Origin of the sequence: Pseudomonas sp. EA_65y_Pfl2_P74 (assembly GCF_963970575.1) — a bacterium.
GTDB classification, from domain to species: Bacteria; Pseudomonadota; Gammaproteobacteria; order Pseudomonadales; family Pseudomonadaceae; genus Aquipseudomonas; species Aquipseudomonas baetica_A.
In genome coordinates this window covers 1-21,737 of the sequence record NZ_CAXAOQ010000049.1, presented here as the reverse complement: position 1 = coordinate 21,737, position 21,737 = coordinate 1, and the positions used below count along the sequence as shown (strand labels likewise).

Below are 21,737 nucleotides of genomic sequence, written 5' to 3'. Positions count from 1 at the left end.
GCCCGATGCGTCGTCAACCGGAACACTGCTGCTAAGCTTATCCACAATTGCTGTGGCAAAAATCAGCAATCCGTCCTGGGTCATTTTTCAATCGGCAGGGTGGGTCAGTTTTCAATCAGCGCCAACAGCTCTGTCGTCCAAATGCCAGCTCAAGTGACTTTTAGGATTAGCCAAAGCGAATGCCCGCTCGTCGAGTGTAGTCAATAGTGAAAGATCCACTGTGGATCGAAAAACAGGCACTCAAACATACCCCGTCGAGCTCTACCTTAGAGCTTCATTCTCATCACGACGCGACTAGGAACCATGGAATGAATCGCAAGCAGTTTCTCGAGCAACCGAACGTGCTCGGCCTCATCGAGTGGCTAATCGAAAACCTCCCCACTCTGCCAGTGCATCTGAAGGTCGCGCGCAGCAGGTTTGTGCGCAAAGCGATCGACTGCAAGGTTCAAGGTATCGAAGCGGTTCAGGCGGAATACCAGTGGGGCGGGAATTGGGAGACGGTCAAGGCGGAGCTGCGCCGGCTGCGTATTCGCTTGCGCCTGGCGGTTCGCGCCCGCGATGAGTTCGCCACGCATGGAGCCTGCGAAGCGATCCTAGCGTGGGGAAATGTCGATGGCGCCGTCGGATTCCTCAAGGAGCAAATGCACGATAAGAACTTGGTGAATTACCTAAAGCAGAGCCAGGCGCTTCTCGCGCTGGACCGCAAGCAGCAGCTCAACCACCTCACCAAGCAGAAGATCCTAAGATTCGACTCGGGCATGACTAAGATCCATGCCCTGCTCGACACCACAGGCTCTCCCATCTATGACGGCCGGGTCGGTGCCGCCATCGCGCTGCTCTACCACCTGTACCGCCAAGGCACCGGCACCACTGCGCCGCAGGCACTGGACTTCGCCTGGGGGCCAGGGATTGGCGACCAGATTCTAAACCCACAAGACTTAAAGCTTGGCTACAACGGTACACCGCGACTCTCCACCACCAGTCGCCACCTTTGGGCACGGCGCCAGCTCCAATTTAGGTTGGATCATCCGCGTGGTGCTAGAAGGGTCCGAACTATTCGCCAAGCAGCCTCACCTGGTAGACCGCTGCCACGCCTTTGAAGCTGGATTGTTCATGATGGGCTACGACCTACGCAGTTTAGTCCCCGACGGCTATACGATCCCGGTGCCGCCCAAGCCTAACTACCGAGTACGCAGGATGACCCGAGCGACCTGAGATAAACAAGCTGCTGGTTGACCTGTATGTAGTTCTCAATAAGCAAGAAAATAGTCTTAAACACTCAAAAACATCAGGACCTGAAGAGAAAGACCAAACAACATTGGTAAAGAGACCACGCGTGAGGCCAAAGACTGCGTCCGCCCACGCGGAAGCCGCGAGGATTCCACCCAGAGCCAGTCGTTCTGTAGGGGTAAAAACGCTGAAAAATAAAAAGGGGTCGCGAGATAAAATCTCGCAACCCCTTGAATTATATGGTCGGGACGGAGTGATTCGAACACTCGACCCCTAGCACCCCATGCTAGTGCGCTACCGGACTGCGCTACGCCCCGACTGGTTTTGTAAATCGCTCTTCGCCTCGAAGAGCGCTCAAGAATATATCGCAAGCTTTTGAAAACTGGAAGCATTCAAACGCAGCTTTTTATTTCTTGAGTACAACCAGCACATCTTCGAGCTCGGCAATCATCTGCCGGATCATCTGTTTGTATTGGGTGGTGTCATCTTTGGCTTCATCGCCGGACAGACGCAAGCGTGCGCCGCCGATGGTGAAACCCTGATCGTAAAGGAGCGCACGGATTTGCCGGATCATCAGCACATCCTGGCGCTGATAATACCGGCGGTTACCGCGGCGTTTGACGGGGTTGAGTTGAGGAAACTCCTGCTCCCAGTAACGCAGCACGTGTGGCTTTACAGCACACAGTTCGCTGACTTCACCGATGGTGAAGTAACGTTTGCCCGGGATAACGGGAAGTTCGTCGTTATGACTTGGTTCCAGCATAAGCCTCAACTCGGGCCTTCAACTTCTGCCCTGGACGAAAGGTGACCACACGGCGAGCCGTGATCGGGATTTCTTCCCCCGTTTTCGGGTTGCGGCCAGGCCGCTGGCGTTTGTCCCGAAGGTCGAAATTGCCGAAACCCGACAATTTGACCTGCTCGTTGTCTTCAAGAGCGTGCCTGATTTCCTCAAAAAACAGTTCTACCAATTCCTTGGCTTCCCGCTTGTTCAGGCCCAGCTCTTCATACAGACGTTCCGCCATCTCAGCTTTCGTCAAAGCCCCCATACGTCACTTCCTTAACGTGGCGTTCAACCTTTGTTCGAGCGAGGTGAGGATATTTTGCGTCGTCGAATTCACCTCATCGTCATTAAGAGTGCGCGATGGATGCTGCCAGGTCAAGCCAACTGCGAGGCTTTTTCTATCAGGATCAATACCTTTACCCTGATATACGTCAAACAGCCTGAGATCTGTGAGCCATTCGCCTGCATTTTCACGAATTACGTCCAATACAGCGGAGGCTGCGACGTCTTTGTGTGCGATCAGTGCAAGGTCACGACGCACTTCAGGAAAGCGCGACAACTCGTGGAATTTCGGCATTTTACCGAGCGCCACTTCAGCCAGGATCAGCTCGAAAACGAAGACAGGGCGGTCGAGACCGAGAGCCTTCGACAATTCAGGGTGGATTGCGCCAATAAAGCCGACCTCACGCCCTTCGCGCTCAATGCGCGCGGTTTGACCCGGGTGCAGCGCCGGGTGTTTGCCCGGAACGAAGGTGAACGTATCCAGTGCACCAGCGAAGCCCAGCACAGCTTCCACGTCAGCTTTGACGTCGAAGAAATCAACCGTATCGCGACCTTGCGCCCAGCCTTCCGGCAGACGGCTACCGCAAACAACGCCCGACAGCATCGGCTCTTGCTTCAGACCTTCGAGCTGACCGACAAAACGCAAACCGCTTTCGAACAAACGCACACGGTCTTGCTGACGGTTCAGATTGTGCTGCAAGGCTTTAACCAGACCTGGCCACAACGACGAACGCATGGCGGCCATATCGTTGGAGATCGGATTGGCCAACAACAGCGGCTCGACGCCCGGATTAAACAGTTCGAACTGTTTCGGATCGATGAAGCTGTAGGTGATCGCTTCCTGATAACCACGAGCCACCAACAGACGGCGCAATTCAGGCAGATCGCTACGCGCTTCGGCCTTGGCTTGGGGCGCCAGACGCGCTTGCGGGTAACGCACCGGCAGACGGTTGTATCCATACAAACGAGCCAGCTCTTCGATCAGGTCGACCTCCAGGCTGATATCGAAGCGATGGCTTGGCACTTCAACGCGCCACTGCCCTGCTCCGTCGGCGGAAATACTCAGGCCCAGGCCGCTGAGCAGACGCTCGACCTGCGCCGAATCCATTTCCATGCCCAGCATTTGGGTGATGCGCTGCGCACGCAGAGTGATCGGGGCGATCGACGGCAAGTGCTGCTCGCTGACGGTCTCGATGATCGGGCCGGCTTCGCCACCAGTGATTTCCAGCAGCAGGCCAGTGGCGCGCTCCATGGCTTCACGGGCCAGTTGCCAGTCAACACCGCGCTCGTAGCGGTGCGAAGCATCGGTGTGCAGACCGTACGAACGGGCCTTGCCCGCGACAGCGATCTGATCAAAGAACGCACTCTCAAGGAACACATCTCGAGTGGTCGCGGATACACCGCTGTGCTCGCCACCCATCACACCGGCAATCGCCAGGGCGCGGGTATGGTCGGCAATCACCAGCGTATCGCCGCGCAGGCTGACTTCCTGACCGTCCAGCAGAATCAGCTTCTCGCCCTCTTCCGCCATGCGCACGCGGATGCCGCCATTGATTTGGGCGAGATCGAAGGCGTGCAGCGGCTGACCGAGTTCTAGCATCACGTAGTTAGTGATGTCGACGGCAGCATCAATGCTACGCACATCAGCGCGACGCAGACGCTCAACCATCCACAGCGGGGTTGGCTTGGACAGGTCAACGTTGCGGATGACACGGCCCAAGTAGCGCGGGCACGCGGCTGGTGCCAGCACTTCTACCGAACGCACTTCGTCGTGCACGGCAGGAATGGCCATGACCACCGGACGGGTGACCGGAGCCGCATACAGCGCGCCGACTTCACGGGCCAGACCGGCCAGCGACAGGCAGTCACCGCGGTTGGGGGTCAGGTCGACCTCGATGCTGGCGTCTTCCAGGTCCAGGTACACGCGAAAGTCTTCGCCCACCGGCGCATCGACCGGCAACTCCATCAGACCATCGTTGCCTTCACCGACTTGCAACTCGGCTTGCGAGCACAGCATGCCGTTGGACTCAACGCCCCGCAGCTTGGCCTTCTTGATCTTGAAATCGCCCGGCAGTTCTGCACCGATCATCGCGAACGGAATCTTCAGGCCCGGGCGCACGTTTGGCGCTCCGCACACGACCTGGAAGGTTTGCGCGCCATTGCTGACCTGGCACACACGCAGTTTGTCGGCATCAGGGTGCTGCTCGGTACTCAGCACCTCGCCCACTACCACGCCACTGAATACACCGGCGGCCGGGGTCACGCTATCGACCTCAAGACCGGCCATCGACAGACGGGCAACCAACTCGTCGCGATTTACCTGCGGGCTAACCCAGCCACGCAGCCATTGTTCACTGAATTTCATCCTGCTCTCCTAAGAATTCGTTACGACTAGCGAAATTGCGCGAGGAACCGCAAGTCGTTGTCGAAGAACAGACGCAAGTCGTTCACGCCGTAACGGAGCATGGCCAGACGCTCGACGCCCATGCCGAAGGCAAAGCCGGAGAACTCCTCTGGATCAATGCCGGACATTCGCAGCACGTTCGGGTGAACCATGCCGCAGCCCATCACTTCCAGCCAGCCAGTCTGCTTGCAGACACGGCAACCTTTACCGCTGCACATCACACATTCCATGTCGACTTCAGCGGATGGCTCGGTGAACGGGAAATAGGAAGGACGGAAACGTACGGCCAGTTCTTTCTCGAAGAAGACCCGCAGGAACTCTTCGATAGTGCCTTTGAGATCGGCAAAATTGATATCGCGATCAACCAGCAGGCCTTCGACCTGGTGGAACATCGGCGAGTGGGTGATATCGGAGTCGCTACGGTACACGCGGCCTGGGCAGACGATGCGGATCGGCGGCTGCTTGGATTCCATGGTGCGAACCTGTACCGGCGAGGTATGGGTGCGCAACAACATGTTGGCGTTGAAATAGAAGGTATCGTGCATCGACCGGGCCGGGTGATGGCCTGGGATGTTGAGCGCTTCAAAGTTGTGATAGTCGTCTTCGACTTCAGGGCCTTCGGCGATGCCGTAGCCGATACGCGTGAAGAACTGTTCGACACGCTCCAGAGTCCGAGTAACCGGGTGCAGGCCACCAGAGGTCTGACCGCGACCCGGCAACGTCACGTCAATGGATTCGGCAGACAGTTTGGCAGCCAGTTCAGCTTCTTCAAACAGAGCCATGCGCGCATTGAGAACGCCTGTGACACGTTCCTTGGCAACGTTGATCAGGGCGCCGACTTGCGGACGCTCTTCTGCCGGCAAATTCCCCAGGGTCTTCATCACCTGAGTCAACTCGCCCTTTTTGCCAAGGTATTGAACCCGGATTTGCTCCAGGGCATTGATATCTTCAGCGCTTTGCACAGCCTCTAGTGCTTGAGAGACCAGCGCATCCAGGTTTTCCATGTACAGACTCCAGATACAAAATAGGGGAAGAGCTTGAAGGCTCTTCCCCTATTTATGACGTTTAACACCAAGCCCCACAGAGGTGAGGCCGGGTGACTGTCGGGGGTACTTAAGCCAAGGTGGCTTTAGCTTTCTCGACAATCGCAGCAAACGCCGCTTTTTCGTTCACTGCCAGATCAGCCAGAACCTTACGGTCGATCTCGATGGACGCTTTTTTCAGGCCAGCGATGAAACGGCTGTAGGACAGACCGTTAACACGAGCACCAGCATTGATACGAGCGATCCACAGAGCGCGGAACTGACGTTTTTTCTGACGACGGTCACGGTAGGCGTATTGGCCTGCCTTGATTACCGCTTGCTTGGCAACACGGAATACGCGGGAGCGTGCGCCGTAGTAGCCTTTAGCAAGTTTCAGAATTTTTTTGTGACGCTTACGGGCAATGACGCCACGCTTTACACGAGCCATGAGTTACTTCCTCTATTCTTGACTAAAATTAACGAAGGCGCAGCATGCGCTCGACTTTTGCCACGTCAGACGGATGCAGCAAGCTGCTACCGCGCAGTTGACGCTTACGCTTGGTCGACATTTTAGTCAGGATGTGGCTCTTGAAAGCGTGCTTGTGCTTGATACCGTTAGCAGTTTTCAGAAACCGCTTAGCAGCACCACTTTTGGTTTTCATTTTTGGCATGTTCGGATACTCCGCATTCAGTTGATAAACATAATCAGAAGGCCTGCCGTGCCCTGTTGATTACTTCTTCTTTTTCGGGGCGATGACCATGATCAGCTGGCGTCCTTCCATCTTAGGATGCTGTTCGACCGAACCGTACTCGAGCAGGTCAGCTTCAACCCGCTTGAGCAGTTCCATCCCCAGCTCCTGGTGGGCCATCTCACGGCCGCGGAATCGCAAGGATACCTTGGCCCTGTCCCCATCACTCAGGAAACGTACCAGGTTGCGCAGTTTTACCTGGTAATCCCCTTCCTCCGTCCCTGGACGAAACTTGATTTCTTTAACCTGAATCTGCTTCTGGTTTTTCTTAGCCGCGGCAACCTGCTTCTTCTTTTCGAAGATCGATTTGCCGTAGTCCATCAGTTTGCAAACAGGGGGTGCTGCATCGGCGGAAATTTCCACCAAATCCAGCTTGGCCTCTTCAGCCTTAAGAAGCGCGTCTTCAATTGACACAATCCCAAGCTGTTCACCTTCAGCCCCAATTAACCGAACCTCGCGTGCCGAGATATTCTCGTTGATCGGGGCTTTCGGTGCAGCTCGTTTATCTTGTCTCATTTCACGCTTAATAGTAATTACTCCGAATCTGGGCGACCACGCCGGGAAACCGCTTGCGCGAGAAACTCAGCGAACTGGGCGACGGGCATCGAGCCCAGGTCAGCACCTTCACGAGTACGCACAGCGACAGTCTGCATCTCGACTTCCTTATCCCCGATAACCAAAAGATAGGGAACCTTGAGCAAAGTATGCTCACGGATTTTAAAGCCGATCTTTTCATTTCTCAAGTCGGACTTGGCACGAAATCCGCTTTCGTTGAGAGTTTTTTCAACTTCAGCAACAAAATCCGCCTGTTTATCAGTGATATTCATGATCACTGCCTGGGTTGGCGCCAGCCAAGCAGGGAACGCACCTTCATAGTGCTCGATCAAAATCCCGACGAAACGCTCGAAAGAACCGAGGATCGCGCGGTGCAACATGACCGGGTGCTTGCGGCTGTTGTCTTCGGAGACGTATTCGGCGCCGAGACGGACAGGCAGGTTGAAATCGAGCTGTAAGGTACCACACTGCCACACGCGACCGAGGCAATCTTTCAGCGAGAACTCGATCTTGGGACCGTAGAACGCACCCTCACCCGGCTGCAGATCGTACGGCAGGCCCGCAGAATCGAGGGCAGCAGCCAGTGCAGCCTCAGCGCGATCCCACAACTCGTCGGAGCCCACGCGTTTTTCCGGACGAGTGGACAGCTTCATCTCGACATCGGTAAAGCCGAAGTCACGATAAACATCCATGGTCAACTTGATGAACGCGGCGGATTCGGCCTGCATCTGCTCTTCAGTGCAGAAGATGTGGGCATCGTCCTGAGTGAACCCACGCACACGCATAATGCCGTGCAATGCGCCCGACGGCTCGTTACGGTGGCAGGCACCGAACTCGGCCAGACGCATCGGCAGTTCACGGTAGCTCTTCAGGCCCTGATTGAACACCTGCACATGGCAGGGGCAATTCATCGGTTTGATGGCGTAGTCGCGACTTTCCGACTGCGTGGTGAACATGTTGTCAGCGTAGTTGGCCCAATGCCCGGATTTCTCCCACAGGCTACGGTCAACCACTTGCGGCGTTTTGATCTCGAGATAGCCGTTATCGCGCTGAACCTTGCGCATGTACTGCTCAAGCACTTGGTACAGAGTCCAGCCATTCGGGTGCCAGAACACCATGCCCGGCGCTTCTTCCTGGGTATGGAACAGGCCCAAGCGCTTGCCGATCTTGCGATGATCGCGTTTTTCAGCTTCTTCGATGCGCTGTATGTAAGCTGCCAGTTGCTTCTTGTCTGCCCAAGCGGTGCCATAAACGCGCTGCAATTGCTCGTTCTTGGCATCGCCGCGCCAGTAGGCACCCGACAGCTTGGTCAGCTTGAAGGATTTCAGGAACCGTGTATTAGGCACGTGCGGACCGCGGCACATGTCAACGTATTCTTCGTGGTAGTACAGGCCCATGGCCTGCTCGTTCGGCATGTCCTCGACCAGACGCAGCTTATAGTCTTCACCACGAGCCTTGAACACTTCGATCACTTCGGCACGCGGAGTGACTTTCTTGATGACGTCGTAATCTTTTTCGATCAGCTGCTGCATGCGCTGTTCGATAGCAGCCATATCGTCCGGAGTAAAAGGACGTTCGAAGGCGATGTCGTAATAAAAACCTTCATCAATGACCGGGCCGATCACCATTTTGGCAGTCGGGTACAACTGCTTGACCGCATGACCAACCAGGTGGGCGCAAGAGTGACGAATGATCTCCAGCCCTTCTTCATCCTTAGGCGTGATGATTTGCAGGGTCGCGTCGCTGCTGATGATATCGCTGGCGTCGACCAGTTGACCATTGACCTTACCGGCCAGAGTCGCCTTGGCCAGACCTGCACCGATGGATGCGGCAACTTCGGCTACGGAAACCGGGTGATCGAATGAACGTTGACTGCCGTCGGGAAGAGTAATAGTTGGCATGGCGCCTCCTCTCCTAGTGGTGACCCCTACCAAAGGTCACGTGGGTTGGGATGAGCCAGTACAAGATCCGATCCAGGCCATTCAATGACGAACGCCTGCCTTACAGCGGCAGGAGCCTTGCGGCCAACCGGAAAACCGAACCAGAGTGACTGGGATTCAAATCAGGATATTCGCACGTTGACCGCTGCCGGGACTGAAGGTCATCCGGAGCCTGAGAACGCTTGAGCCAGGCATGCTAGCACAGATGAGCGGTCACTTATGCCTCAGTTTCATCAGAAGGCATATCGTCTGCTTTTATGCCAGAGTGCTGAACTTGATAGGCCCTTCAGCCCTCAGATAAAAAGACATTGACCCACAAGGAGCATCCTCGCATGCGTCTGAATACCTTATTCGCCGTAGTCGCCCCCATTGTTCTGCTGCTGCCATTGAGCGCTCACGCTGACTGGCCGAAGGGCGAGCGTCAGAAGTACATGACGCAGTGCACGGAGGCGGCCACCCCACAGATCGGCGCCGCAGCGGCCAAATCTCATTGCGCCTGTGGTGCTGATGCAATCAAGTCGTACCCGGCGAGCGACATTCAGGCGCTGATGGACAACAAGGCGACCCCTGAACTGCAGCAGAAAGCGCTGCGCCAAATCGCCAAATGCAAGGCGAATACTCCGGCGAAAAAGTAGGAAAAAAAGCGTCCTGACTCGGCCCAGCGCCCTTGAAAAGGACTGAATTTGCGTCTTTTCAGACGATTTATGCAGGTTTTACAGGTTTTTTTATCGTCTTTACGTTCCGCTAAAAGCCTTATAAAACGGGGCTTTCAGCCGATAAAGGCAGTAAAGAAAACACGACTGATTGGCAAACAGCACGTCCGGGGGGCTACCAAAGCGAACATTTCGACTATGATACCCGGGTGTGCCCAGTTGGCCTGAGCAGCACAGTACTGAAAAATATATGTTTCTTGGAGATACACCATGTCTAATCGCCAAACCGGCACCGTTAAGTGGTTCAACGATGAAAAAGGCTTCGGCTTCATCACTCCTCAAGGTGGCGGTGACGACCTGTTCGTACACTTCAAAGCTATCGAATCCGACGGTTTCAAAAGCCTGAAAGAAGGCCAGACCGTTTCCTTCGTGGCTGAGAAAGGCCAAAAGGGTATGCAAGCTGCACAGGTTCGCCCAGAGTAATTTCTCGGCGCACTAAAAAAACCCCGTCCATGTGACGGGGTTTTTTATGCCTGTAACAAAAGCAGCCTGTAATCAGCCGCAGTTGACGCGAGTGATTACCAGGTTGTTGTCGGTGTTCAGGTTCAAGCGATCGGAGCGGTATTCCAGCGTAATCATGTCATTGGGCTTGAGAAAGCGCGCGTTCTGCGCACCTGCCTTGGCGCGGGCCTGCTCCAGCAGCTCTGGCGAAGCTTTTTTGCCAATGGCGAACTCCGCCGCCGTCGCTTCACATCGGCTGTGACCGGTTTCGGTCGCCACGGACTCCTTTGCCGACTCGCTGGAGGTTGTACTGCAACCGGCCAACAGGGCGACGGCCATAAGTGCACCCAGTGACGCGAACTTCAAAGACATGAAGCCTCCTTGTTTTCAAATAGTTAACTGAGATCGTGCGACCGCCAATCCGGCGTTTGGTTTCATGACAACTGCCATCACCCTGCCCCACGACAGGAAAAACGCCGAGTGTGCCTGAACGGCGCTCAGCCTGCTCACCAATCAATCGTGACTTAATATTTACGAAGTTCAGTAGACGTCGATGTAGTCATACGGCGGATTCGGCCAGTTGTCCTTGAGCGCATTGAAAATCTGCATCACCCACACCTCGTCGCTGGCCGCAATATTCCCCACATAACCTGAGCCCTTGGCCCAGGTTTCAAGTCGAAACAGCAGGTCGTCAATATCCTGCCCGCCAGTTACTCCCGACGAGATGTAGGCGATACCGCCCTTGGTCACGCGCAATTGCGTGTGTTCATCATCGCTGGCCGATGCCAGCAAATGGCGTACAGCGTCGAGCGTGAGGCCATCAGGAGTATTCAAATCGATCTGCACAACACGATCCTTGGATAAGCCGGAAAAGACCAAGTGTCGCATAGCGCTGCGCTCATGCCTAAGTCGCAGTGCCAAACGCCCGACAAAATGGTTAACTCGACGCACAGACCTCCCGACTTTTCGAGCCTGATCATGACCAGTGTAAGCATCGACGCCGACATCAAAGCCAAATGGGCAGACGGACATAGCTCTTACAGTCCGGGAACCACCGAAGAGTTGGCGCTTATTGGTATCGATCTATTGATCAAGGAACTGGGAACGGAAGCCGCCCAGCTATTCATCGAGCAGATTTTCGAGCGCTCCCGAACCGAACAGATCAAGCATGAACACGCCGAGAGGGAATAGAAACCCGCAGGCTGGCGCCTGCGGGCCGATCATTTACTTCAGACGCTTCAGGCGCTCGGTCAGCAGATCGAAGAAACCCTGGGCATCGCCATTTTCAACCCAGAATGCGTTCTTCGGTGCCTTGAGGCCGTCATACCAGTCGACAATGGTCTGACCGAAGGTCGGCCCTTCACGGCTATCGACCACAACATTCACTGAACGACCGGTGAACAGTTCCGGCTTGAGCAGATAAGCCACGACAGTGGCGTCATGCACCGGGCCGCCCGGAATGCCGTAGTGTTCCATATCCCCTTTGATGTACTCGTTGAGGATGTCACCGACAATTTTGCTCGCATTATTGTTGAGCGCAGCAATCTGCTTCAGACGCGCATCACTGGTGAGAATCTTGTGGGTAACGTCCAGTGGCAGATAGGTCAGCTTGACGCCACTTTTGAGCACGACGTCAGCCGCTTGCGGATCCGCAAACAGATTGAACTCAGCCACAGGGGTGATGTTGCCACCATTGAAGTGCGCACCGCCCATCACCACCACTTCCTTGATGCCCTGAACAATGTCGGGCTCTTGGATCAGCGCCAGCGCCAGGTTGGTCTGCGGGCCGAGCATGGCGATAGTGATGCTGTGTGGCTTGGCTTTTTTCAGGGTGTCGATCAGGTAGTTGACCGCGTTACCTTCTGCCAGACCTTTTTTCGGTTCGTGCACGCTGACACCCGACAGGCCTTCCTTGCCATGGATGTTCTCGGCGTAGATCGGTGTGCGCATCAGTGGCTTCGGCGCACCGGCATAAACCGGCACCTCCTCGCGCCCTGCCCACTCGCGAGCCAGACGCGCGTTACGCGACGTTTTGTCGAGTCGCACGTTGCCAGCCACGGTGGTCAACGCACGAATATTCAGTTCGCCCGGCGAAGCCAGAGCGAACAGCAACGCGACCACGTCGTCAGCGCCCGGGTCAGTGTCGATGATCAGGTCGATTTTTTCCGCCGCCTGAGCGCCGGTTGCGGTTATCACGGACAAAAGCAGCAGGCTCCGGATGAAGTGATGCAGTTTTTTAGCATAGCGTTGCATGGCGCATTCCTTGTGCTTGTGAAAACGAAAATTAGAACGTTACTCCGGCGACCAGCACGATGTTGCAGTACGGCTGACATTCTCCCGTACGAACAATCGCCCGAGCCTGTCGGCTGAGTACTTTGAATTGCTCGTGACTGAGCAGATCGCGACGCCCCAGCGCGCCTTCTTCATTCAGCTCGTCCAGTGTGGTCAGCGCAGTCGGCTGTTTGTCGAAGATTTCTTTGGCCAGCGCATGGCTTTCCACCTGCATCTCACTGAGCACGACCTTCAAGGTGCTGACGAAATCCGGAACGCCGTGGGTCAGCGCCAGATCAATCAGTTCAACACCCGGCGGCACCGGCAGCCCGGCATCACCGATCACGACCATGTCGCCATGGCCCAGAGATGCGATCAGTCGTGACAGCGCGACGTTGAGTAGAGGAGTCTTTTTCATGAGGGTTTGAAGGCCTGTACGTCGGACATTGTTGGAATGGATGGCTGGGCGCCGGCCCGAGTGACCGACAATGCCGCAGCAATTTGCCCGTATCGAATCGCTTCGGCCTCGGACTTGCCATCAGCCAACGCAGCGGCAAAACCACCGACGAAGGTGTCACCCGCCGCCGTGGTGTCGACAGCTTTCACTTTCGGCGCAGGGAAATGCTCGAAACCTTTACCGTTAGCGAATAAAGACCCCTCGGCACCCAGGGTGATGATGACTTTGCCAGCCCCCATTGCGATCAAGTGACTTGCCGCATGTTCGGCGGTTTCCAGCGAGTCAACCGGCAAGCCACTCAACGCGGCAGCTTCACTCTCATTGGGAATCAGGTAATCGATCGCCCCAAACCAGTCTGCCGGCAAAGGACGACTGGCCGGCGCTGGATTGAGGATAACGGTCTTGCCCAGCGCTCGCGCACGCTTGAGCGCATGCCCCACCGTCGCATCCGGGATCTCGAGCTGGCAGATGACAACATCAGCCGCTTGCATTACAGCATCGAACCGATCGATCACCGCTGGCGTCATTGCGCCGTTGGCTCCGGCAACGATCACAATGGCGTTCTGACTGTTGTCATCGACCACGATCAACGCCACGCCACTGGAGTCCTCGACAACGCTCACCGCCTGGCAATCAATCTGTTCGGCCAGCAAGGCGTCACGCAATTGCACGCCATAGTCGTCGCTACCGACACAGCCAACCATCGCCACTTGCGCCCCCAATCGCGCCGCAGCCACAGCCTGATTGGCGCCCTTGCCACCGGACACGGTCTTGAAGGAATGTCCGATCAGCGTTTCACCGCCACGGGGCAGCCGAGGCGCCCGGGTCACCAGATCCATGTTCAGGCTGCCTATTACCACTACATTTGCTGGCATACATCACTACTCGTCAATTCGGTTTCAGCGGTATTCGGTGAACACGCCGGACAACGGCGCGGTCGACTCGCGCAAAACAATACTCGGGGTCACGATCCGCTGATCAGTGCCCAGATTCGGGGTGGCAATCCTTCGCAGCAACACCTCAGCCGCCATTTCGCCCAACTGCAGAATCGACTGGCCGACGGTGGTCAGCGCCGGGTACACGTAACGGCTCATCTGAATATCGTCAAAGCCAATCACCGACAACTCGGTCGGCACCCGCACGTTGCGCTCTGCCGCCGCGCGCAAAACACCGATACCGATCATGTCGTTACCGGCAAAAATGGCGCTCGGCGGATTGCGCTCAAGGAGGATCGCCGCAGCGTTGTAGCCGCCGGTGCTGGTGAAGTCACTTTCCAGCATGCGCTCCTCTTGCACCTCGATACCGGCCTCTGTCAACGCCCTGCAATATCCGGCACGACGCATCTGCGCCACGCTGGTGCTCGCCGGGCCGCCGATGGTCGCGATGTCACGATGACCCAATTCCAGCAAATGACGGGTAGCGAGGTAAGCGCCGTATTCATGATCGATACGCACCAGATCAGCATTCACGCCATCCAGACCACGGTCGACGATGACCATTGGCGTTTTCACACCCGCCAGCCCCTGCGCCAAACCACTGTCACCGCCAGCCGAGGCAACGATCAAACCGTCAATGCGCTTTTCCAGCAGCACACGCAAATAACTGCGTTGTTTTTCCGGATTGTCATCAGAGTTGCAGAGGATGACGCAGTAGCCATTACGCTCGCAGTAATCTTCTATGCCCCGTGCCAGTTCAGCAAAGTACGGGTTGAGGCTGTTGGGCACCAGCAAGCCAATGGTTGCAGTTGTCTTGGCCTTCAATGAGCGCGCCACTGCGCTGGGTACGTAGTCAAGGCTCTTGATTGCAGCCTCGACCTTGACCCGAACCTCCTGACTGACCGGCCGGGTGTTATTCACCACATGCGACACGGTGGTGTAGGAAATCCCTGCAAGGGCAGCCACATCCTTGATCGTTGCCATGTCTCAGCCCCGTCGACTAGCGCGTTGACTGCGATAAGTATCGAGTACGACCGCGATGACGATTACCGCACCGGTAATGATGCGCTTGGTTGGCTCGGTTGCACCGATCTGCGCCAGCCCCGCCGCAAGCACGGAGATGATCAATACACCGAAAAAAGTGCTGATCACCGAACCACGCCCACCCATCAGACTGGTTCCGCCGATCACCACGGCAGCGATCACTTGCAGTTCAAGACCGGAGCCGGCATTCGGATCAGCCGCCTCCAGGCGAGAAATCTGAAACAGCGCGGCGACACCGGCCAGCAGCCCCATGAGACTGAACACCAGGATCTTGTAAGGTTTCGGATTGATACCCGCCAGCCGCACAGCCTCTTCGTTGGTGCCGATGCCGATCAGATAGCGACCGAATACGGTGCGGGTCAAAACGGCCTGCGCAATGAAAATCACCAGCAAGGCGATGATGAATGACGGCGAGATGCCGAAAGCGATCGGATTCGACAACCAGGAAAACGCGTCACCAATATAGGCGGTGCGTGACCCGGTCATCTGATAGGCCAGCCCGCGAGCCATTTCCAGCACGCCAAGGGAAACAATGAACGACGGAATCCGCCACGCTACGGTAATCGAGCCAGTGATCGTGCCCGCCAGCGCCGATACCGCCATGCCGAGCAACGCCGCTGGCAAGACGCCCCAGCCCCAGCCAAGAATGGCGACGCTGACCGTCGATGCCGCCAGCGCCAGCACCGAACCGACCGAGAGGTCGATGCCACCGATGATCAACACAAAGGTCATGCCGACCGCCAGAACCATCAGATCGGGGATCTGGTTGGCCAGCGTACTGAACGTGTTATAGGACAGAAAGTGGCTGCTCAAGACCGAGAACAGCGCGACCATTGCCAGCAAAGCACCGGCCAGCCCCAGATAAGTGCCCAACCCATAAAAGTTGCCACTACGTTTGCCGGCAGAAGATGCAGTTTTCATGGGAGTTCCCTAGGCGCGGCTTCGTTGAGCCGCGCATCACGTTTTTGGTAGCCGGCGAACGCGGCGGCAAGCAAATCATCCTGGGTCCAACTGTCGCGCTCGAAGGTCTCGATCAGACGCCCCGCCGACAGTACGCCGATCCGATCGCAGATCAGCATCAGCTCACGCAGGTCACTGGACACCACCACCAGTGCCTTGCCCTGGCGAGTCAACTCACCGAGCAAGGCATAGATGTCGAACTTGGCGCCGACGTCGATACCCCGGGTTGGCTCATCGAACAGCAGCACCGAACAGTCACGTTCCAGCCAGCGACCGATCACAACCTTTTGCTGGTTACCACCGGACAGCTCTGACACAAGCTGTGTCGGGCTCGAACTGCGAATACGCATGGCATCGATCTGGCGCTGCGCCAAAGAGATTTCGGCGCCATTGTTGACGAAACCACCACTGGAAATTTCCGGCATGTTGCCCAAGGCGATGTTGGCGCTGATCGACTGACTAAGCAGCAAACCCTCCCCCTTGCGGTCTTCGGTGATCAGCGCGATACCATGATGCACAGCATCGACAGGCGAACGCACACTCACCACTTGCGCCGGCGAACCGAGTGCAATCGTGCCGCTGTCGGCGACATCCGCCCCGAAAATCAAGCGCAGCAATTCTGTGCGCCCGGCTCCGATCAGCCCGGAAATCCCGAAGATCTCCCCGGCGCGCACTTGGAACGAAACGTCCTGCACCTTATCGGATCGAGTCAACCCCTTGACCGTCAACGCCGGAGCGCCAATATTGCGCGGCCCCATGTCGATGTGCTCGCCCAGTTCACGACCGACCATCAATGTGACCAGTTGCTCGCTGTTGTAGTTGGCTATCGGCTCGACGCAGACCAGATTGCCGTCACGCAGTACGGCAATGCGCTGTGCCACTCGGGCCAGCTCTTCGAGGCGATGCGAGATGTAGATGATAGACACGCCACGCGCCTGCAAACGGGTGATTTGCTCGAAGAGCATTTCGACTTCCCGCGCGGTGAGCATCGCGGTCGGTTCGTCGAGAATCAGCACATGGCAATCGCCAATCAGGTTGCGGGCGATTTCAACCATCTGCTGATGGCCGATGCCCAGTTCACCGACCAGTGTGTCCGGATCAATCGCATCAAGACCGACCTGGGCCATGGCCTCTATAGCCGCTTTACGCAGCTGCTTGCGACTGATCCAGCCACCGTTGCTCGGCAGATTGTCGAGAAACAGGTTCTCCGCCACTGACAGTGTCGGCAACAAATTGAGCTCTTGCATGACCATACGCACGCCGAGCTCTTCAGCCTGGGTGCGACTGCCCGGACGATAGTCCTTGCCCTGGAATTGCATCTGGCCGGTGGTCGGCGTGACCAGTCCGCCAATAATCTTCGACAAGGTGCTTTTGCCGGCGCCATTCTCGCCGGTCAGCGCCAGTACTTCACCGCGCATCAGCGTCAATTCGATGCCTGTGAGCACCGGTTGCGCATAGGTCTTACCGATACCGCTGACCGAGAGGACAGCGTTCGGGGCGGAAACTGACATAAAAACTCTCCATGCGCTCGCCCGGACGGACGAGCGCCATTGTGTCGTCAGAGGATTTACCGGGTGACCAGTTCGACCGGCGTTTCAATCACGCCATTGGCACCGCTGTCGACTTTCTCGCCCTTGATGATTTTCAGCGCAGTCTCGATCCCAAATACAGCTTGCTTGGCAGCGAACTGATCGGCAGTCGCCAGAATGCGACCATCCTTGAGCATGGGCTTGATGGCGTTGATATTGTCGTAGCCAACCACCTGCACCTGGCCCGCTTTGCCGGCCGCACGCACGGCGGAAACAGCACCGACGGCCATGCTGTCGTTGCCTGCCAGCAACGCTTTGACATCCGGGTATTCGCTGAGAATCGAAGCGGCAACCTTGTTGCCCTTATCGATCTCCCAATCACCGGACTGCAGGGAAACCACCTTGATCTGCGCCGCGTCCATCGCATCCTTGAAGCCAGCGGTACGCTGCTGGGCGTTGGTCGTGGTGGACACGCCTTCAATGATGCCGACTTCGTCACCCGCCTTGAGCTGCTTGGCCAGGTACTCACCGACCAGACGCGCGCCTTTACGGTTATCCGGACCTACGAAGGGAACGCTGATGTTTTTGCTTTTGACGATTTGCGGATCGAGTTGGTTGTCGATGTTGATCACGGTAATACCGGCATCGACGGCTTTCTTGATCACCGGCACCATGGCCTTGGAGTCGGAAGGTGCGATGACCAGCGCATTGACCTTTGCAAGGATCATTTGCTCGACGATACGCGTCTGGCCCGCAGTATCGGTTTCGTCCTTGATGCCGTTGGAGATCAGGTCGAAATCGGCGGAGTGTTCTTTCTGGTAGGCCTTGGCGCCGTCTTCCATGGTCAGGAAGAATTCGTTGGCCAGAGATTTCATGACCAGCGCGACTTTGGGTTTTTCAGGGGATTCGGCGAACGCCGAAGAGACAGGCAGTGCAGCGGCTGTGGCAGCCAGCATAGCGACAGCAAGAAGACGTCCAGCGAATGGCAGCTTCATGGGTTCACTCCGATCTTATGATTATTGTGAGCAACGCTTGCGCTGGCGTAAGCTACATCGCCCCACCGACTGATAGCGCATCGGGGAAGCCGCGCAAACGTTTGCGTAGATCGAACTATGCGAATCCCGCCGACATTTGTCAACAATCAGAAATCGTCATTTATTGCAGGGCAAATCCTGGAAGCGGCCCTTCCAAGCTTATGCCGTGGTATTGACCAAATTTCCGCCGCCGGAGTTCTTGGTCATTTCCTTGACCAGTTCACCCGCGACCTCTGCCAATGCGCCACTGGTTTGAGCGATCTGCCCCTGAATGGACATGACTGCCTGCGACTTGGCTTCGGGCGTCGCATACCTCGCAGCTTGTGCGGCAGCCAATTGCTGTTGTTGCTCCTGGAGCTGCTTCTGCAGTTCCTGCATCCGCTTCAACAACATCTTGACGCTGATGCTCAGGTTATCGCCGCTTTCAGCCTCGCTGCTTTTTTGCAAGGCACCACCGGTCCTGACCTGATTGCCATCACCTTCATCTTTTTTGCCCATCGCCTCGGCAGTAGCACCCTCTGACGCCTCGCTCAATGAATTGATCGTCGCTGCAGTTTTACCGCCGATGGTGACAGCAGCTGGATTTGAAAAGCCGACCGTGAGTGACATGTGAACTCCCTCGAATTTAGTGCTCTTGAGGACGCATCGGCCTACGTCGCGGTTTCTTTAGCACAAAATCAGAAACTGACAACCCGATCCATACGACAGAAGCAGTAGTACTTTTCGGGAAGCCGAACGCGAAAATGTCTTTTGTTCGGAAACCCGGCTACAGGGTTCGCCATACTCCGTATTCTTTAGAAAAATATTGATGAAAATCAAAAGGTTAAACAGATCTCTAGCGCAAAGGTACGTCTGGTATAGATCCTGCTCCCTTCACCACACCCCGGGCATCCAGATCGGCCTGGGGCGCATCTAGATGAACCTGCATCAGCACCGTCTCACTACTAGAGAGAAAAATAATGAAATCTGCTTTCAACACTTTGGTTCCGGGCGCTTTGGCCCTCCTCCTGCTACTGCCGACCGCCCTCCAGGCAAAAGAAGTCGAAACCCAGACCAAACTTGCCAATGTCGTGGTTCTCGCCACAGGCGGCACCATCGCCGGCGCTGGCGCCAGTGCCGCCAATAGCGCGACGTATCAGGCCGCAAAAGTGGGCGTCGAGCAATTGATTGCTGGCATCCCTGAGTTGAACAAGCTCGCCAATGTGCGCGGCGAACAAGTCATGCAGATTGCCTCGGAAAGCATCACCAACGACAACCTGCTGCAACTGGGCCGTCGCGTCTCAGAACTGGCCGACAGCAAGGATGTCGACGGCATCGTCATCACCCACGGCACCGACACCCTGGAAGAGACCGCTTACTTCCTGAACCTGGTCGAGAAGACCGACAAGCCGATCATCGTCGTAGGCTCCATGCGTCCTGGCACAGCAATGTCGGCGGACGGCATGCTCAACCTGTACAACGCCGTAGCTGTGGCCAGCAGCAAAGAAGCGCGCGGCAAAGGTGTTCTGGTGACCATGAACGATGAAATCCAGTCTGGTCGCGACGTCAGCAAAATGATCAACATCAAGACCGAAGCGTTCAAAAGTGCCTGGGGCCCATTGGGCATGGTGGTCGAAGGCAAATCCTACTGGTTCCGTTTACCCGCCAAGCGCCACACCATGGATTCGGAATTCGACATCAAGAACATCAAGAGCCTTCCTGACGTAGAAATCGCCTATTCCTACGGCAACGTGAGTGATACCGCCTACAAGGCACTCGCCCAGTCTGGCGCAAAGGCCATCATCCATGCCGGCACTGGCAACGGATCCGTGTCGTCACGCGTAGTACCGACGCTTCAGGCGCTACGCAAGGAGGGCGTGCAAATCATCCGCTCGTCTCACGTCAACGCCGGCGGCTTCGTGCTGCGTAACGCTGAACAGCCTGACGACAAGTACGACTGGGTTGTCGCTCACGACCTGAATCCACAAAAAGCCCGCATCCTGGCGATGGTCGCACTGACCAAAACCAACGACAGCAAAGAACTGCAACGGATGTTCTGGGAATACTGACCGTCCTTCGCCCGATCGACTCTCCGTCGGGCACTCTTCGTACCACTCGCCTGATTGGCGAGCGGTACGTCGCCTACAGCTCCCCTGTAATTTCCCTACAAAAAATTCGACACGACTCACACCAAAATCGGAAAACCGCTGTCAGAGGATTTTCTTGAATTTTAAGCAGTTGCGAAAATGCCCACAGTTAAATACTGTATGCACGTACAGCTTAATAAGGATAACCTCGTGGCCACCTCTCTTGACGCTCCTGACACTTACGAACGAATGGGCGTGCGCGTTCAGAAAATCATCAATTCTCCCACCGCACAAAAAGCCAAGGCCGCATTGATCTTCCGCTTGCCGGACGAACCGACGGATCAGTGGGAGCGCCTGCTCGAGGAAATCGACGAGAACGATAACGTTACCCTCGCCTATCGCGATGATGGCGGCGTGCAGATTTTTTGGGTTGTGCCGAAGGAAGATTGATTCAATGATTGTCCGCTGTTTTGCTTTGCTGTTGCTGTTCATCGCCACGGGGGCCCAGGCTGGCGCACCTCGTACGTTCAATGAAGCCAAAAAGGTCGCCTGGAAACTTTATGCACCGCAGTCCACGGAGTTTTATTGCGGCTGCAAATACACCGGCAACAAGGTCGATTTGAAAGCTTGCGGTTATGTACCACGCAAAAATGCCAAGCGCGCTTCGCGCATCGAGTGGGAGCACATTGTGCCGGCGTGGCAGTTCGGACATCAGCGCCAATGCTGGCAGAAAGGTGGACGCAAAAACTGCACACGCTACGACCCCAGCTACCAGAAGGCCGAAGCGGATCTTCATAACCTGGTACCGAGCATCGGCGAGGTCAACGGCGACCGCAGTAACTTCAGCTACGGATGGCTGCCGACGCAATCCGGCCAATACGGCTCATGCCTGACCCAGGTCGACTTCAAGGCCAAGAAGGTCATGCCCCGCCCTTCAATTCGCGGCATGATCGCACGCACCTATTTCTACATGAGCAAGCAGTACGGCTTGCGCCTCTCTAAACAGGATCGCCAACTGTATGAGGCATGGGACAAGACCTACCCGGTCCAGGACTGGGAGCGCCAGCGCAATCAGAGCGTGGCGTGCGTGATGGGGCGTGGCAATGAATTTGTCGGCCCCGTAAACATGAAAGCCTGCGGCTGACATGCAACGTAAAAAGGCCTCGAACGTTATATTCGAGGCCTTTTTATTGATGGTGTCTCGTCCTGAATAAGGTTTACACCTTCTGGCTTCTTATCAGGAGGGTGCAATGGATACGGGCGCAAAACGTAGTCAGCGCGATTACACGCTGACTTTTAAATTGTCAGTTGTCGACCAAGTAGA

At 56.2% G+C, this 21,737-nt stretch carries 25 protein-coding genes and 1 tRNA gene; 7 read left to right on the top strand and 19 right to left on the bottom strand.

All coding sequences use genetic code 11. The features are described 5' to 3' along the window. Positions 1-308: 308 nt before the first annotated feature. Positions 309-1,100 (top strand): hypothetical protein, encoded by a 792-nt coding sequence (locus AACY18_RS27160; protein WP_339466740.1) that lies wholly within the window; start codon positions 309-311, stop codon positions 1,098-1,100. 370 nt (positions 1,101-1,470) lie between these two features. Here the strand turns inward: AACY18_RS27160 and AACY18_RS27155 are convergent. From AACY18_RS27155 to thrS, 9 genes are all read right to left on the bottom strand, one after another. Continuing rightward, positions 1,471-1,547 (bottom strand) — tRNA-Pro (locus tag AACY18_RS27155). Positions 1,548-1,636: 89 nt separating this feature from the next. After that, a complete protein-coding gene (locus tag AACY18_RS27150) occupies positions 1,637-1,993 on the bottom strand; it encodes a MerR family transcriptional regulator (protein ID WP_003179985.1) in 357 nt (118 codons plus the stop codon). Further along, the gene (gene ihfA / locus AACY18_RS27145; RefSeq protein WP_002553164.1) at positions 1,974-2,276 is read right to left on the bottom strand and encodes an integration host factor subunit alpha; all 303 of its coding nucleotides are present in this window, start codon (positions 2,274-2,276) and stop codon (positions 1,974-1,976) included. Before ihfA ends, AACY18_RS27150 begins: the two co-directional genes overlap by 20 nt. 3 nt (positions 2,277-2,279) lie before the next feature. Further along, entirely contained in the window at positions 2,280-4,658 is a 2,379-nt protein-coding gene (gene pheT / locus AACY18_RS27140; RefSeq protein ID WP_339433979.1) for a phenylalanine--tRNA ligase subunit beta, read from the bottom strand. A 26-nt stretch (positions 4,659-4,684) separates the two neighbouring features. Further along, the gene (gene pheS, locus AACY18_RS27135; protein ID WP_003226365.1) at positions 4,685-5,701 is read right to left on the bottom strand and encodes a phenylalanine--tRNA ligase subunit alpha; all 1,017 of its coding nucleotides are present in this window, start codon (positions 5,699-5,701) and stop codon (positions 4,685-4,687) included. 109 nt (positions 5,702-5,810) lie between these two features. Continuing rightward, positions 5,811-6,167, bottom strand: a complete 357-nt coding sequence (gene rplT / locus AACY18_RS27130) for a 50S ribosomal protein L20 (protein WP_002553161.1) — start codon at positions 6,165-6,167, stop codon at positions 5,811-5,813. 28 nt (positions 6,168-6,195) lie between these two features. Next, the gene (rpmI, locus tag AACY18_RS27125; protein WP_002553160.1) at positions 6,196-6,390 is read right to left on the bottom strand and encodes a 50S ribosomal protein L35; all 195 of its coding nucleotides are present in this window, start codon (positions 6,388-6,390) and stop codon (positions 6,196-6,198) included. Positions 6,391-6,450: 60 nt separating this feature from the next. After that, a complete protein-coding gene (gene infC / locus AACY18_RS27120; RefSeq protein WP_221733351.1) occupies positions 6,451-7,002 on the bottom strand; it encodes a translation initiation factor IF-3 in 552 nt (183 codons plus the stop codon). Then, entirely contained in the window at positions 7,002-8,924 is a 1,923-nt protein-coding gene (gene thrS, locus AACY18_RS27115; protein WP_221733336.1) for a threonine--tRNA ligase, read from the bottom strand. Before thrS ends, infC begins: the two co-directional genes overlap by 1 nt. A gap of 371 nt (positions 8,925-9,295) precedes the next feature. Between thrS and AACY18_RS27110 the strand changes: the two genes are divergently transcribed. Then, entirely contained in the window at positions 9,296-9,598 is a 303-nt protein-coding gene (locus AACY18_RS27110; protein ID WP_339433980.1) for a hypothetical protein, read from the top strand. A 288-nt stretch (positions 9,599-9,886) separates the two neighbouring features. Further along, positions 9,887-10,099 (top strand): cold-shock protein, encoded by a 213-nt coding sequence (locus AACY18_RS27105; RefSeq protein ID WP_003179963.1) that lies wholly within the window; start codon positions 9,887-9,889, stop codon positions 10,097-10,099. Positions 10,100-10,171: 72 nt separating this feature from the next. Here the strand turns inward: AACY18_RS27105 and AACY18_RS27100 are convergent, their stop codons facing one another. Continuing rightward, the gene (locus AACY18_RS27100) at positions 10,172-10,489 is read right to left on the bottom strand and encodes an I78 family peptidase inhibitor (protein ID WP_339433981.1); all 318 of its coding nucleotides are present in this window, start codon (positions 10,487-10,489) and stop codon (positions 10,172-10,174) included. A gap of 168 nt (positions 10,490-10,657) precedes the next feature. Continuing rightward, positions 10,658-10,963 carry a hypothetical protein gene (locus AACY18_RS27095; protein ID WP_339433982.1) on the bottom strand — a complete coding sequence of 102 codons (306 nt, stop codon included), beginning with the start codon at positions 10,961-10,963 and terminating at the stop codon, positions 10,658-10,660. 132 nt (positions 10,964-11,095) lie between these two features. Between AACY18_RS27095 and AACY18_RS27090 the strand changes: the two genes are divergently transcribed. Next, positions 11,096-11,308, top strand: coding sequence for a hypothetical protein (locus AACY18_RS27090; RefSeq protein ID WP_339433983.1), 213 nt, complete (start codon positions 11,096-11,098; stop codon positions 11,306-11,308). A gap of 33 nt (positions 11,309-11,341) precedes the next feature. Here the strand turns inward: AACY18_RS27090 and AACY18_RS27085 are convergent, their stop codons facing one another. From AACY18_RS27085 to AACY18_RS27050, 8 genes are all read right to left on the bottom strand, one after another. Continuing rightward, positions 11,342-12,370, bottom strand: a complete 1,029-nt coding sequence (locus AACY18_RS27085) for a nucleoside hydrolase (protein ID WP_339466739.1) — start codon at positions 12,368-12,370, stop codon at positions 11,342-11,344. Positions 12,371-12,401: 31 nt separating this feature from the next. Beyond that, positions 12,402-12,806 carry a D-ribose pyranase gene (gene rbsD / locus AACY18_RS27080; protein WP_339433985.1) on the bottom strand — a complete coding sequence of 135 codons (405 nt, stop codon included), beginning with the start codon at positions 12,804-12,806 and terminating at the stop codon, positions 12,402-12,404. Next, positions 12,803-13,720 carry a ribokinase gene (gene rbsK / locus AACY18_RS27075; RefSeq protein WP_339466736.1) on the bottom strand — a complete coding sequence of 306 codons (918 nt, stop codon included), beginning with the start codon at positions 13,718-13,720 and terminating at the stop codon, positions 12,803-12,805. The genes rbsD and rbsK overlap by 4 nt, the downstream gene beginning before the upstream one ends. A gap of 24 nt (positions 13,721-13,744) precedes the next feature. Then, complete coding sequence (locus tag AACY18_RS27070) at positions 13,745-14,764, bottom strand: LacI family DNA-binding transcriptional regulator (protein WP_339433987.1); 1,020 nt, start codon at positions 14,762-14,764, stop codon at positions 13,745-13,747. A 3-nt stretch (positions 14,765-14,767) separates the two neighbouring features. Then, the gene (locus AACY18_RS27065) at positions 14,768-15,745 is read right to left on the bottom strand and encodes an ABC transporter permease (protein ID WP_339433988.1); all 978 of its coding nucleotides are present in this window, start codon (positions 15,743-15,745) and stop codon (positions 14,768-14,770) included. Beyond that, positions 15,742-17,295, bottom strand: a complete 1,554-nt coding sequence (locus AACY18_RS27060) for a sugar ABC transporter ATP-binding protein (RefSeq protein ID WP_339433989.1) — start codon at positions 17,293-17,295, stop codon at positions 15,742-15,744. The genes AACY18_RS27065 and AACY18_RS27060 overlap by 4 nt, the downstream gene beginning before the upstream one ends. A gap of 56 nt (positions 17,296-17,351) precedes the next feature. Beyond that, positions 17,352-18,308: a sugar ABC transporter substrate-binding protein gene (locus AACY18_RS27055; RefSeq protein WP_339433990.1), complete on the bottom strand. Its 957-nt coding sequence runs from the start codon at positions 18,306-18,308 to the stop codon at positions 17,352-17,354. A gap of 198 nt (positions 18,309-18,506) precedes the next feature. Then, the gene (locus AACY18_RS27050; RefSeq protein WP_339433991.1) at positions 18,507-18,956 is read right to left on the bottom strand and encodes a hypothetical protein; all 450 of its coding nucleotides are present in this window, start codon (positions 18,954-18,956) and stop codon (positions 18,507-18,509) included. A gap of 350 nt (positions 18,957-19,306) precedes the next feature. Here AACY18_RS27050 and AACY18_RS27045 point away from each other — a divergent pair, with 350 nt between their 5' ends. The 3 genes from AACY18_RS27045 (at position 19,307) to AACY18_RS27035 (ending at position 21,557) form a co-directional block, all read left to right on the top strand. Further along, positions 19,307-20,395: an asparaginase gene (locus AACY18_RS27045; protein ID WP_339466735.1), complete on the top strand. Its 1,089-nt coding sequence runs from the start codon at positions 19,307-19,309 to the stop codon at positions 20,393-20,395. 198 nt (positions 20,396-20,593) lie between these two features. Next, entirely contained in the window at positions 20,594-20,863 is a 270-nt protein-coding gene (locus tag AACY18_RS27040; protein ID WP_339433994.1) for a DUF1654 domain-containing protein, read from the top strand. 4 nt (positions 20,864-20,867) lie between these two features. Continuing rightward, positions 20,868-21,557 (top strand): endonuclease I family protein, encoded by a 690-nt coding sequence (locus tag AACY18_RS27035; RefSeq protein ID WP_339433993.1) that lies wholly within the window; start codon positions 20,868-20,870, stop codon positions 21,555-21,557. The last annotated feature ends 180 nt before the right edge of the window (positions 21,558-21,737 follow it).

What these genes read in the sequence shown, in the direction of transcription:
- AACY18_RS27160 (WP_339466740.1), top strand. Translation starts at nt 309, where the DNA reads ATGAATCGCAAGCAGTTTCTCGAGCAACCGAACGTGCTCGGCCTCATC.
- AACY18_RS27035 (WP_339433993.1), top strand. Translation starts at nt 20,868, where the DNA reads ATGATTGTCCGCTGTTTTGCTTTGCTGTTGCTGTTCATCGCCACGGGG.
- AACY18_RS27055 (WP_339433990.1), bottom strand. Translation starts at nt 18,308, where the DNA reads ATGAAGCTGCCATTCGCTGGACGTCTTCTTGCTGTCGCTATGCTGGCT.
- AACY18_RS27070 (WP_339433987.1), bottom strand. Translation starts at nt 14,764, where the DNA reads ATGGCAACGATCAAGGATGTGGCTGCCCTTGCAGGGATTTCCTACACC.
- AACY18_RS27105 (WP_003179963.1), top strand. Translation starts at nt 9,887, where the DNA reads ATGTCTAATCGCCAAACCGGCACCGTTAAGTGGTTCAACGATGAAAAA.
- ihfA (WP_002553164.1), bottom strand. Translation starts at nt 2,276, where the DNA reads ATGGGGGCTTTGACGAAAGCTGAGATGGCGGAACGTCTGTATGAAGAG.
- rplT (WP_002553161.1), bottom strand. Translation starts at nt 6,167, where the DNA reads ATGGCTCGTGTAAAGCGTGGCGTCATTGCCCGTAAGCGTCACAAAAAA.
- AACY18_RS27085 (WP_339466739.1), bottom strand. Translation starts at nt 12,370, where the DNA reads ATGCAACGCTATGCTAAAAAACTGCATCACTTCATCCGGAGCCTGCTG.
- rpmI (WP_002553160.1), bottom strand. Translation starts at nt 6,390, where the DNA reads ATGCCAAAAATGAAAACCAAAAGTGGTGCTGCTAAGCGGTTTCTGAAA.
- thrS (WP_221733336.1), bottom strand. Translation starts at nt 8,924, where the DNA reads ATGCCAACTATTACTCTTCCCGACGGCAGTCAACGTTCATTCGATCAC.
- AACY18_RS27050 (WP_339433991.1), bottom strand. Translation starts at nt 18,956, where the DNA reads ATGTCACTCACGGTCGGCTTTTCAAATCCAGCTGCTGTCACCATCGGC.
- rbsD (WP_339433985.1), bottom strand. Translation starts at nt 12,806, where the DNA reads ATGAAAAAGACTCCTCTACTCAACGTCGCGCTGTCACGACTGATCGCA.
- AACY18_RS27090 (WP_339433983.1), top strand. Translation starts at nt 11,096, where the DNA reads ATGACCAGTGTAAGCATCGACGCCGACATCAAAGCCAAATGGGCAGAC.
- rbsK (WP_339466736.1), bottom strand. Translation starts at nt 13,720, where the DNA reads ATGCCAGCAAATGTAGTGGTAATAGGCAGCCTGAACATGGATCTGGTG.
- AACY18_RS27060 (WP_339433989.1), bottom strand. Translation starts at nt 17,295, where the DNA reads ATGTCAGTTTCCGCCCCGAACGCTGTCCTCTCGGTCAGCGGTATCGGT.
- AACY18_RS27100 (WP_339433981.1), bottom strand. Translation starts at nt 10,489, where the DNA reads ATGTCTTTGAAGTTCGCGTCACTGGGTGCACTTATGGCCGTCGCCCTG.
- AACY18_RS27065 (WP_339433988.1), bottom strand. Translation starts at nt 15,745, where the DNA reads ATGAAAACTGCATCTTCTGCCGGCAAACGTAGTGGCAACTTTTATGGG.
- AACY18_RS27045 (WP_339466735.1), top strand. Translation starts at nt 19,307, where the DNA reads ATGAAATCTGCTTTCAACACTTTGGTTCCGGGCGCTTTGGCCCTCCTC.
- pheS (WP_003226365.1), bottom strand. Translation starts at nt 5,701, where the DNA reads ATGGAAAACCTGGATGCGCTGGTCTCTCAAGCACTAGAGGCTGTGCAA.
- pheT (WP_339433979.1), bottom strand. Translation starts at nt 4,658, where the DNA reads ATGAAATTCAGTGAACAATGGCTGCGTGGCTGGGTTAGCCCGCAGGTA.
- AACY18_RS27110 (WP_339433980.1), top strand. Translation starts at nt 9,296, where the DNA reads ATGCGTCTGAATACCTTATTCGCCGTAGTCGCCCCCATTGTTCTGCTG.
- AACY18_RS27150 (WP_003179985.1), bottom strand. Translation starts at nt 1,993, where the DNA reads ATGCTGGAACCAAGTCATAACGACGAACTTCCCGTTATCCCGGGCAAA.
- AACY18_RS27040 (WP_339433994.1), top strand. Translation starts at nt 20,594, where the DNA reads ATGCACGTACAGCTTAATAAGGATAACCTCGTGGCCACCTCTCTTGAC.